The organism is Streptomyces sp. NPDC023541 (assembly GCF_055559995.1).
Window position 1 is genome coordinate 256,632 of the sequence record NZ_JBVHJO010000001.1, and the last position, 9,694, is coordinate 266,325.

The window sequence follows — 9,694 nt, forward strand, 5'->3', positions numbered from 1 at the left end:
GCAGCCGGTTTCACACGTCGCGGCGCCGCACCACGATCACCGGCCGCCGGGACCGGGTCACGCCCCCCGCTGAGCACGCCACGCACTGGGCCGGCCACCCGGCCAACCCGTCGGACGCGGATACCCGCGGGTGCGGACCAGGCGGGCGGCCGACTCGGTGAAGGTGCGCGACGCGGCGCTCTCTTGCGCGCTTGCCCGGTGCAGCAGGGTGACGGTGTTGGGCAGGACGGTGGCCAGCGAGGTGCGCCGGACGATCTCGGTGAGCGCCTGGGCGGAGTTCGCCTCGACCGCGGTGTGCGGCCGGATGCCGTGCGCGGCGAGGTAGTCGTCGATGTGACCGGGGGTGGGGAAGTCCCCGCTGGGCAGGGCCAGTCGGCGCGCGGCGAGGTCGCGTACGGGCAGGGGCGGGAGCCCCGCATCCGGGCCGCCGTCCTCGGCGGTGACGACCAGGCCCAGGGTCTCCGGGTACAGGGGGGTCGCGCTGATACCGGGGTGGCTTCGTGGAGCCCGGCGACGAGGTACGCGGTGAAGGGCCGGGGTCAGCGCGAGGCGCAGGTGGCCGCGGGAGAGGTCCGCGAGGTCCCGTAGGGCGCCGTGCCTTCGTCACCGCGGCCCTGCTGGGCCCAGCACGCCCTGCCGCGGTCCGCCGCGAGCGCGGTGGCCGGGCTGTCGGTCCTGGACGAGGACGCGGTGCGCCTGCTGCTGACCGTCCCGGCCCGCGGATCCGTCCACGGCGGCATCCCGAGCGATCCGACGATCTCCCGCTTCCTCGACATGCTCCCGGTCTAAGGCACCACCCTGAAGGCCTCGGTCCACCAACCGTTCGGGGACGGCATCATCGGCGCCAGCAACTTCAGGTCCTGCTGACGCGGTTCGCGGAACGCGACAGAGCCTCCGGCCCGGTCGGGCTGGAGGCTCTGTGCTGCGAGGTTCGGTGCCCACGTCGAGGCCGTATGGCCGGCGCGCGCCGTTGGAAGCGTCGGATCGGCGGATCCGGGTGGAACAAGCCGGGGCCCCGTGGGCACTCGCGCAGGCGTCGGAGGCCCCGGCTCGCACAAGGGGCCTGCGTCAGCTGCCGGCCGACAGGTTGCCGGACAGGACCGGGATGTTGTCCAGGATGTGGGAGAGCGGCTCGTCACCCTTGGCCTGGGTGGAGTTCTCGGTGCACTGCTGGTTCTGCGGGTTGGACAGGACGTTGATGTCCTGAACGCCGATGTTGGCGATGAGCGCCAGTACGGACTGGACGTTGACCTTGGCCGGCAGGCCGATGCAGGGCTTGTTCAGGGTGCCCTGGACCAGGCCGAGCTGCGGGCTCTGGTCGCCGTGGGTCTTCTGGTTGCCGTAGATCTGCTGGGCGCCGTTGCCGTTGACGGTGTTGATCCCGTTGTCGTTGCCGATGGCCATGGCCGGGGCGGCGACCGCGGCGCCCGCGCCGACGATGGATGCGGTGGCGGCGGCGGTGGCCATGATCTTCTTGAGCATCAGAGGTCCTTATGTCACACGAGTGCGTGGGGGTGAGCGCCTTGATCAACGGCCGGGGCGGCGCCGGGTTCCGGTGCTTCACCCGTTCGGCGGCATGTTGCCCGTCACCCTCCTCGGACGGCAACGTTCAGCTCGACCACGTAGTGCTCCTCCACCCAGCCGTCGGGGAAGCGGCCCATGAGGAGGGCGCGTTCGTCGGACAGGAAGGCGTCCGTGCCGGGCTCGCCGACGAGGAAGAGGGAGTGGGTGGACAGTTTGGCCAGGTGCGTGCCGACCGGAACCCGGCGCGACCACGGCAGGTGACGGTCGGTGAACCGCAGCCCGTCCTGTGAGCGGGCGCGTTCGTTGATGTACCAGCCGGGCCCGAACCGGGCCTCGATGCGCGCCTGCTGCTCCGCGATCCATCCGACCGTGACGTCGGGGTCGTTGTGCCAGATCGCGAGCGCCCCGCCGGGCCGCAGGACCCGCAGCGCCTCGGGGACCGCGCGGTCCGGATCGGTCCAGTGCCAGGACTGCGCGTACGTCAGCAGGTCCAGGCATCCGGACGTCAACGGCAGCCTGTTGCCGTCCGCGCGGACCAGTGGTGTGCGGGGGTTGCGGCGCCGGAACTCGGCGGCCATGCCCTCGCCCGGCTCCACGCCGACGACGCGGGCGCCGCGGGCCTCCAGCAGCGAGGTGGCGATTCCCGTACCCGCGCCCACGTCGGCGACGCGGGCGCCGGCCAGGGGAAACCCGGCCAGTTGCTCCAGCGCGTCGAAGAGCTCGGGCGGATACGAGGGGCGGTTCGCGGCGTAGCGCGCGGCCGCGGAGCTGAATGAACGAGCACGGGATTCGGTCGTCATGCCGCCCATGATGCCGGTGGGCCGCCCGTCCGTGGAGTGGGCCGCCGGTGTGGTGGGGCCGGCGCGGCCCGGCAGGCCCCGTACGATCATCAGCAGTACGTGGAGAGGTGGATCGCGGATGGTGGCCGCGCGGTATGTCACGGAGCTGGTCGGGGCGTTCGAGCGCCACGCGGGGCGGCCGGCGCTCGGGACCGGACCCGTCGTGCTGGAGTTCCAGGACGTGCTCGACGCGTCCTGGCGGCTCGCCGGGGTGCTGGCCGATGCGGGGATCGGGCGCGGTTCGGGGCTGGCCTGTGTCGCGGGCACCAACCGGCCGGAGGTGCTGCTGGTGCGGATCGCCGCGCACCTGCTCGGTGCGCGGCTGACGCAGGTCCTCGCCGGACCCGCCCTGCACGGGTTGGACTTCATCCTGCGGGACTGCCGGCCGGACCTGGTGGTGCACGACGTACCGGTGCCCGCTGCGGGGGCGCGGCAGCTGGACCTGGACGACGCGGTCCGCGAGGCCGGCGGACGCGCGGCTGCCGGGCCGGTGTCCGTGGGGGCGCGGGACGACGACGTGGCGCGGGTGACGTACACCGGCGGGACGACGGGGCGGCCCAAGGGGGTGGCCTCGACCTTCGGCGCGATGGCCGCGCGGAACACCGTACGGCCGGCCGGCTGGGCCAGGACGGACTACCTGTCGGTCACCTCGTTGGCGCAGCGGTCCGGGGGCCGGTGCCTGGAGCAGTTCCGGGCCGGGGGACGGGTGGAGATCCTGGAGCCGTTCGGAACGCGGGAGTTCGCGGCGGCCTGCCTGCGCCTGGGACCGGTGTCCACGTACCTGACGACATCGATGGTGTACCGGTTGCTGGACGACCCGGTGACCGCCCATGGGGTGCCCGGGCTGGAGGTGATCTCGTACGGGGATTCGCCGGTCCATCCGCAACGGCTGCGGGAGGCGGTGACGCGCTGGGGCGGGCGCTGGCGGCAGGGCTACGGCACGAACGAGGCGGGAGTGGTCTGCCGGCTGACCCCGGCAGACCACGACGCGGCGGTGCGGGGGCGGCCGGAGCTGCTGGCGTCGGTCGGGAGGCCCGTCGACGGGGTGGAGGCCGAGGTACGCGACGAGCGGGGCGCGACGGTGGCGGCAGGGCGAACCGGTGAGGTGTGGGCCCGGTCGCAGGCCGTGATGGCCGGCTACTGGGGCAGGCCCGAGCTGACGGCCGAGGTGCTGCGGGACGGCTGGCTGCGGACCGGGGACCTCGGGCACTTCGACGGGGACGGCTACCTGTACCTCGACGACCGGATCGCGGACGTGGTGATGGTCGACGGGGACAACGTGTACTGCCTGCCGGTCGAGGCGGCCCTCACCCGGCACCCCGCCGTGGCCCAGGCCGTGGTGGTGGGCCGGCACAGCGACCTCACCGGGGAGGAGGTGTGCGCCTTCCTCGTCCCGGCGGCAGGGTACGCGCCGGGTCCGGGCGTGGCCGACGAGGTATGCGACGCGGTGGAACGGGAGCTGGCCCGCGCACACCGCCCCACCGCGGTGTTCTGGCTCCGGGAGATCCCCCTGACCCCCCGCGGCAAACCGGACAAGCGCCGCCTGCGCAGCGACGCGGCGACGGCTCCCGCCACCGACGGCGGGCGTGCGTAGCGAGGGCGAGGCAATCCGTCGCCCTCACCGTTAAGATCCCGGGGTGGAAATCGAACTGTCTGACGCACTGGACGAACTGGTGGAGTTGCAGGAGGCGTCCGACGAGGCGCATGCCGCGTTGATGCTCCTTCAGAAAGAGCTCGGCGAAACGTCTCAGTGGACCGACGAGCAGCATGTGACCTGGCGGGACGCGTGGGAAGACGCTCGCGAGCCCTGGTGGTTGCTGGACACGGCCCTGGAGAACTACGCGGAGGCAACCGGTCTGGACCGCGACGAGCTGGAGGCCATGGTGCAGCGGGCTGCGGGGCACGTCCCCCCACCGGACGGGGCCTGACGGGCCCGTCGGCGGACGGGGCCGACCGGCGCGTCCAGGTCCGCGGTGCGGTGGCGCAAGGAGGGCTACCTCTGAAGTTGTCCTCCTCTGCAGCAGCCCGCATACGCAGATGTCCCGCCATAGTAGTGAGGGACTTCAGTACCGCCGACAATTCTTTCCCCCAGCTTGAGGCCGCCCTGCGTGATCCGCTGTTCACAATCGGGGCAGACGGAGACCTCGGTGGGGTTCACGCGAATGAGGACAGCACTCTTGAGCTCCAGGACAGCTTCGACCGCTTCCTTCCCGTGCGTCCGAATTCCCTGCTCCACAAACTCGAAGGCCCCATACACGTGACCGCAGTTCTCGCATTCGGTGCGATTCGCGAAGTGGATGACGCCCTCGAGCCCGAGCTCCTTCTCAATTCTTCTCTGCTCTTCGCTCGACACCACCTCCACTCCGACTTCCCGAATTCTTTCGGCAGTCCAGTACCAGGCCAAGACAGCTTCGGCGATGCTGCGGGGAACGTAGAACGACGCCGAGATCCCAGACTCAACCACCTGCTTCACCAGCTCGATCACCGAGTCGCGACTTCCGGAGACCACGCAGTCTCCTTCCACAACGGCATCATCGATGCGCGACAGCTTGTTTTCCATGAAATCCAACCTTCCGCTCATTCATGCAATGGTTGCATCGTCAAGGTGGATCCGATTCCGAACACGCGGTTCGCTTATAGCTTGCCACCGGCCGATCGGCTTGCAAGTCGAGGACGTGGACTATTCAATTGACCACTCAACAGGCGGCACCGTTCGGCTGTGGGACCCACAGAACTTCTGCGGTTCCAGCTGCAGGCCAGGCGGTCGGCCGACGGCTCGGACGGCTCCAACTCGGCTGACGCTCAGGGGTGGGTGGTTGACTGGGGACATGGATTTCACGCGAACCGGGCCCGACTCCGTGGCGTGGTGTGCGCCTGCGCTGGACCCCGAACTGGCGCTGGCGCTGGCGGCTTTGAGGGGCGGGGTGGTCGGGGAGCCGTTCACCCCGGAGAACCTCGCGGCCCGGCAGGAGCGGGACGCCGCCGTGCGGCCTCGACCGTCCGTGCGGGACCTTCGGGACGGCGGCCGCTTCGAGGTCGACGAGCTGTGCGTGCCGGGGCCGCCGGGTGAGCCCGAGGTGACGCTGGTGAGCGCGCGGCCCGCCGGCCTCGACGGGCCGCTGCCGCTGCTGTACTACATGCACGGCGGGGGCATGATCATGGGCAACGCCTCGTGCGTGCTTCCGCAGTTGCTCCGCGAGTGGGCCCTCCCCCTGGAGCTGGCCGTCATCTCCGTCGAGTACCGGCTGGCGCCCCGGGTGCGCCATCCCGGACCGGTGGAGGACTGCTACGCCGGTTTCGTCTGGGCGGCCGCACACGCGGAGGAGCTGGGCATCGACCCGGAACGCATCGTGATCGGCGGGAAGAGCGCGGGCGGCGGCCTCGCCGCGGCGCTCGCCCTGCTCACCCGCGACCGGGGCGGGCCCACACCCATCGGGCAGCTGCTCCTGTGCCCGATGCTCGACGACCGCGGCGACAGCGTCTCCGGCCACCAGATGGCCGGCGTCGACATCTGGGACCGCACCTCCAACGCGACGGCGTGGCAGGCGCTGTTGGGCGACCTGTACGGCACCTCGGACGTACCGCCGTACGCGGCTCCCGCGCGGGCGACGGATCTGTCCGGGCTGCCTCCGGCGTACATCGACGTCGGGTCGGCCGAGACGTTCAGGGACGAGGACGTGGCGTACGCCGACGCGCTCTGGCGGGCGGGCGGTGAGGCCGAACTGCACGTGTGGCCCGGGGCGTTCCACGGCTTCGACTCCTTCGCACCGGGCGCGGCCCTGACCCGGGACGCCCGTGACGCCCGCGTCCGCTGGCTCCGGCGCGTCCTCGGCCGCTAGGCAGTGTCACGTCGTTCGCCGCCTCCCACGCCTCGACCGCCGGGTACCCAGGGCCGGCTCGCGCCCCGGCTGCTCCGCTACGCGGCCGGGACCACCGATGCGCGCATGGCCGCGGCCCATTCCTGGAGCAGTGTGGCGTGGCGGATCCGCTCCGCGTCGGAGAGGCGGCCCTCGGCGCGCGCGAAGAGACAGCGGATGTCGGCGTTGATCTCGGCGAGGGAGCGTTCGGGGGCCGGGTGGTCGTCAGGCGTCGGGCTCACGTGATCAAGAGTAGGGGCCGGGGTCCGACAACCGTGGCCGATGTCCGGCATGCGGACGGCGGGCCCCGCAATGACGGACTCATTCGGCGATACGGGCGGCCCTGGACCGGAGGTAGCGGCGTTCCGGGGTGCTGAGGGTGAGGCCCGCGGCCTTCGCGTAGGCGGCGCGGGCCGCCGCCCGGTCGCCCGCCATCTCCAGCAGGTGGGCCCGTACGGCTTCCAGGCGGTGGTGGCCGGCGAGGTGGTCGTCTTCGTCCAGTGCGGCGAGCAGGTCCAGGGCCCGTCGCGGGCCGTGCACCATGGCCACGGCGACGGCGTGGCCCAGGCGTTCCGCGGGCCCGGGGACCAGCCGGACCAGCACCTCGTAGAGGCCCAGGATCTCCGCCCAGTCGGTGTCCTCGTCGCTCGCCGCCTCGTCGTGGACTGCGGCGATCGCGGCGCGCACCTGGTACGGGCCGAGCGGGGTGCGGGTGAGGGCGTCGCTGACGAGGGCGACCCCTTCGGCGACGGTGGCGCGGTCCCAGCGGGTACGGTCCTGCTCCGCGAGGGGGATCAGGCTGCCGTCGGGCCCGGTGCGGGCGGCGCGGCGGGCGTCGGTGAGCAGCATCAGGGCGAGCAGGCCGGCCACCTCTCCGTCGTCCGGCAGCAGTGCGTGGACGGCGCGGGTGAGGCGGATCGCCTCGGCGGCGAGGTCGGCGCGTTGCAGCTCGCGGCCGGAGGTGGCGGTGTAGCCCTCGTTGAAGATCAGGTAGAGGACGTGGAGCACGTCGGCGAGCCGTGCCGCGTCCTCTTGCCCGTCGGGGGTGCCGAACGGCGACGGGGAGGTCTTGATGCGTCGTTTCGCGCGGCTGATGCGCTGCGCCATCGTGGCTTCGGGTACGAGGAGGGCGCGGGCGATCTCGGCCGTGGTGAGGCCGCCGACGGCCCGCAGGGTGAGGGCGATCCGGCCGGCGGCGGGCAGGTCGGCACCGCAGCAGAGGAAGAGCAGCGTGAGGGTGTCGTCCTCGGCGGGCGCGCGGTCCTCGCCGGGTGGTGGTGCGACGAACTCGTCACGGGGCGTCAGCGCCGCGGCCGTCTCCTCGCGCCGCCTGCGGGCGTCCTCGCTGCGCAGCTGGTCGGTGAGCCGACGGGAGGCGACGCGGATCAGCCAGCCGCGCGGATTGCGGGGGCGGCCCTCCTCGGGCCACTGCCGGGTCGCGGCGAGCAGGGCCTCCTGCACCGCGTCTTCCGCGGCGTCGAAGTGCCCGTAGCGGCGAACGAGCGCGCCGAGGACCTGCGGCGCCAGCCGGCGCAGCAGGTCCTCACTCGCGGGTTCGGGGGCGGGGTGCGTCATCGGGGTGCGGGAGCAGAGGTGCGGGAGCAGAGGTGCGTCTCGGCGTCGTCACATTTCGGTGCCCGCGGCGGAGTCGACGGGCCGGACGACGACCGGGTAGTTCGGTGCCCCCTCGGGCACCGGGCAGGCGTGGGCGCGGGCGGCGATCTCGGCGGCCCGGGCGAAGTCGGGGACGTCGACGATCCAGTAGCCGGCGAGCACCTCCTTGGCCTCGCCGTACGGCCCGTCGGAGACCACCGGTGTGCCGTCGGCGCCCGCGGTCACCAGCCGGGCCAGGCGGGGTTCGGTGAGCCCCTGCCCGTCGACCCACTCGCCGGATTCGGCGAGGTCGTCGTTGAGGGCGGCCATGTAGTCGAACATCGCCTTCAGCTCCGCCTCCGACCATGCGGGGTTGCCGGTGCTCGCCCGACCGCCCATGGCGTCGTAGTCCGCCTGACTCCCGAGGACCATCAGCATGTACTTCATGGGGTGCCACTCCTTCTGTTCTGGTCGCGGGCTCCTGGGTGGGGAGCCTCTCGCACGGGACGTCGGAGCCGTCCCTCCCATTTCGACACGTGGGCCGCGACCGCGCGAGAACGCCGCGCCGGGTGAGCACGTAGCCTGCCGCTATGAAGATCATCGACATGGAGCCCGGCGACGCCCGGCTCACCGCCGACCTGCTGCCCGTGCTGCTCGAACTGCGTCCCCACCTCACTGAGGAGCTCTTCCTCTCGGTCCTCGCGGAGGGGCAGGGCCAGGGGCTGCGCTTCACCGCGGCCTATGACGCGGACGGGGTGTGCGTGGGCGCGGCGGGCTGGCGCATCGTCGCCACCACGGCCATGGTCCGCAAGCTCTACGTCGACGATCTCGTCACGTCCGCCACCGCCCGGTCCACCGGTGTGGGCCGCGCCCTGCTCGCACACCTGGAGCAACACGCCCTGGCCACCCGGTGCACCGCCCTCACCCTGGACTCCGGCACCCAGCGGACCGACGCGCACCGCTTCTACTTCCGCGAGCGCATGGCCGTGACCGCCTTCAGCTTCGAGAAGCCGCTCCGCTGAGGGGGCGGTCCCCTTTTCCGTGACCGAACCGTCGCCGCCCCGAGGCCCGATCGGGCTCGTCGGCCCGGCACCCGCTTGTTAGGTTCCTGACGTCGCCGACCCCGGGGGAACCGATCCCATGCCCGTAGCCCGAGTGCCCCGTACAGTGCCCCGCAGCGGCCTGTGCGCCGCGGCCGTGGCCGCCGTCCTGCTCGCCGGCTCCTCCGGATGCGGCACGGAGGACGGCGGGGGGTCCTCGGTCTCGGCTGCGGCCTCCGCTCCCGTGACGGCCACGTCCACGGCCACCGCCACCGCCACGAATTCCACTGCGTCCACTGCTTCCGGGGCTCCCTCCGCGGCTGCCTCCACGCCCGGTACCGCCACTGCGTCGGCCGCGCCCACGGCCGGGGCGGCAACGACGCCGCCTGCGGCTCCGACCCGGCTGACCGTCGCGGTGGAGACCCGCGGCGGCCGGCTCGCCCTCGTACGGGGCGGCGCCGCGCAGGAGTTCACCGTCACCCTGCGGAACGGGAACTCCGCCGAGTACCGGCATCTGCTGGTCGCCCTCCAGATGGAGATCCTCGTCGGTGAACCGGGAGACAGGGCGGGCAGCGGGCCGGGATTCCTGCTGGAGCGGTTCGACCGGGCCTCGGGCATCTGGCGGTCGGCCGAGCTGCGTGTCGCGAACGACGTTAAGCCGCTGTCGCTGTTCACGGGCGGCGAGCCGCTCGCCCGCGGGGCGGTCCGTATCGAGCGTTACCGGCTGCGCGCGACGACCGGCGGCCCGACGGGCAGCAGCCCGGTGGTCATGTCCTTCATCGACACCGACGCCGACCGGGAGGCCGCGGCCCATGTCCTGCTCGGGCACAGCACCGGCTGA

At 72.5% G+C, this 9,694-nt stretch carries 12 protein-coding genes and 1 pseudogene; 6 read left to right on the forward strand and 7 right to left on the reverse strand.

Annotated elements, in window-relative coordinates; all coding sequences use genetic code 11:
- Positions 1-57 precede the first annotated feature (57 nt).
- Positions 58-555 carry a LysR substrate-binding domain-containing protein gene (locus tag ACZ3X1_RS01265; RefSeq protein WP_467276271.1) on the reverse strand — a complete coding sequence of 166 codons (498 nt, stop codon included), beginning with the start codon at positions 553-555 and terminating at the stop codon, positions 58-60.
- Between the two features lie 41 nt (positions 556-596).
- On the opposite strand from ACZ3X1_RS01265, the pseudogene ACZ3X1_RS01270 reads away from it, so the two are divergent.
- Positions 597-858, forward strand: a pseudogene (locus tag ACZ3X1_RS01270) (cyanase); the annotation flags it as partial.
- A 210-nt stretch (positions 859-1,068) separates the two neighbouring features.
- On the opposite strand, the gene ACZ3X1_RS01275 reads toward ACZ3X1_RS01270, so the two are convergent.
- Positions 1,069-1,482: a rodlin gene (locus ACZ3X1_RS01275; RefSeq protein WP_356815215.1), complete on the reverse strand. Its 414-nt coding sequence runs from the start codon at positions 1,480-1,482 to the stop codon at positions 1,069-1,071.
- 104 nt (positions 1,483-1,586) lie between these two features.
- The gene (locus ACZ3X1_RS01280; RefSeq protein ID WP_467276274.1) at positions 1,587-2,324 is read right to left on the reverse strand and encodes a class I SAM-dependent methyltransferase; all 738 of its coding nucleotides are present in this window, start codon (positions 2,322-2,324) and stop codon (positions 1,587-1,589) included.
- Positions 2,325-2,442: 118 nt separating this feature from the next.
- On the opposite strand from ACZ3X1_RS01280, the gene ACZ3X1_RS01285 reads away from it, so the two are divergent.
- The gene (locus ACZ3X1_RS01285; RefSeq protein WP_467275471.1) at positions 2,443-3,957 is read left to right on the forward strand and encodes an AMP-binding protein; all 1,515 of its coding nucleotides are present in this window, start codon (positions 2,443-2,445) and stop codon (positions 3,955-3,957) included.
- A 43-nt stretch (positions 3,958-4,000) separates the two neighbouring features.
- Positions 4,001-4,291, forward strand: coding sequence for a hypothetical protein (locus ACZ3X1_RS01290; RefSeq protein WP_390074369.1), 291 nt, complete (start codon positions 4,001-4,003; stop codon positions 4,289-4,291).
- A 65-nt stretch (positions 4,292-4,356) separates the two neighbouring features.
- Here the strand turns inward: ACZ3X1_RS01290 and ACZ3X1_RS01295 are convergent, their stop codons facing one another.
- Positions 4,357-4,923, reverse strand: a complete 567-nt coding sequence (locus tag ACZ3X1_RS01295) for a hypothetical protein (RefSeq protein WP_356815220.1) — start codon at positions 4,921-4,923, stop codon at positions 4,357-4,359.
- Positions 4,924-5,191: 268 nt separating this feature from the next.
- Here ACZ3X1_RS01295 and ACZ3X1_RS01300 point away from each other — a divergent pair, with 268 nt between their 5' ends.
- Entirely contained in the window at positions 5,192-6,202 is a 1,011-nt protein-coding gene (locus ACZ3X1_RS01300; protein WP_467275473.1) for an alpha/beta hydrolase, read from the forward strand.
- Between the two features lie 77 nt (positions 6,203-6,279).
- Here ACZ3X1_RS01300 and ACZ3X1_RS01305 read toward each other — a convergent pair whose 3' ends face one another.
- From ACZ3X1_RS01305 to ACZ3X1_RS01315, 3 genes are all read right to left on the reverse strand, one after another.
- A complete protein-coding gene (locus tag ACZ3X1_RS01305) occupies positions 6,280-6,462 on the reverse strand; it encodes a hypothetical protein (RefSeq protein WP_467275474.1) in 183 nt (60 codons plus the stop codon).
- Positions 6,463-6,541: 79 nt separating this feature from the next.
- Positions 6,542-7,795, reverse strand: coding sequence for an RNA polymerase sigma factor (locus ACZ3X1_RS01310; RefSeq protein ID WP_467275476.1), 1,254 nt, complete (start codon positions 7,793-7,795; stop codon positions 6,542-6,544).
- A gap of 48 nt (positions 7,796-7,843) precedes the next feature.
- On the reverse strand, positions 7,844-8,260 hold the full coding sequence (locus tag ACZ3X1_RS01315) for a YciI family protein (RefSeq protein WP_356815224.1): 417 nt from the start codon (positions 8,258-8,260) through the stop codon (positions 7,844-7,846).
- A gap of 143 nt (positions 8,261-8,403) precedes the next feature.
- On the opposite strand from ACZ3X1_RS01315, the gene ACZ3X1_RS01320 reads away from it, so the two are divergent.
- Both ACZ3X1_RS01320 and ACZ3X1_RS01325 read left to right on the forward strand, forming a co-directional pair.
- Positions 8,404-8,835 (forward strand): GNAT family N-acetyltransferase, encoded by a 432-nt coding sequence (locus tag ACZ3X1_RS01320; protein WP_467275478.1) that lies wholly within the window; start codon positions 8,404-8,406, stop codon positions 8,833-8,835.
- A gap of 118 nt (positions 8,836-8,953) precedes the next feature.
- The gene (locus tag ACZ3X1_RS01325; RefSeq protein ID WP_467275480.1) at positions 8,954-9,694 is read left to right on the forward strand and encodes a hypothetical protein; all 741 of its coding nucleotides are present in this window, start codon (positions 8,954-8,956) and stop codon (positions 9,692-9,694) included.

What these genes read in the sequence shown, in the direction of transcription:
- ACZ3X1_RS01275 (WP_356815215.1), bottom strand. Translation starts at nt 1,482, where the DNA reads ATGCTCAAGAAGATCATGGCCACCGCCGCCGCCACCGCATCCATCGTC.
- ACZ3X1_RS01280 (WP_467276274.1), bottom strand. Translation starts at nt 2,324, where the DNA reads ATGACGACCGAATCCCGTGCTCGTTCATTCAGCTCCGCGGCCGCGCGC.
- ACZ3X1_RS01285 (WP_467275471.1), top strand. Translation starts at nt 2,443, where the DNA reads ATGGTGGCCGCGCGGTATGTCACGGAGCTGGTCGGGGCGTTCGAGCGC.
- ACZ3X1_RS01295 (WP_356815220.1), bottom strand. Translation starts at nt 4,923, where the DNA reads ATGGAAAACAAGCTGTCGCGCATCGATGATGCCGTTGTGGAAGGAGAC.
- ACZ3X1_RS01300 (WP_467275473.1), top strand. Translation starts at nt 5,192, where the DNA reads ATGGATTTCACGCGAACCGGGCCCGACTCCGTGGCGTGGTGTGCGCCT.
- ACZ3X1_RS01310 (WP_467275476.1), bottom strand. Translation starts at nt 7,795, where the DNA reads ATGACGCACCCCGCCCCCGAACCCGCGAGTGAGGACCTGCTGCGCCGG.
- ACZ3X1_RS01315 (WP_356815224.1), bottom strand. Translation starts at nt 8,260, where the DNA reads ATGAAGTACATGCTGATGGTCCTCGGGAGTCAGGCGGACTACGACGCC.
- ACZ3X1_RS01320 (WP_467275478.1), top strand. Translation starts at nt 8,404, where the DNA reads ATGAAGATCATCGACATGGAGCCCGGCGACGCCCGGCTCACCGCCGAC.
- ACZ3X1_RS01325 (WP_467275480.1), top strand. Translation starts at nt 8,954, where the DNA reads ATGCCCGTAGCCCGAGTGCCCCGTACAGTGCCCCGCAGCGGCCTGTGC.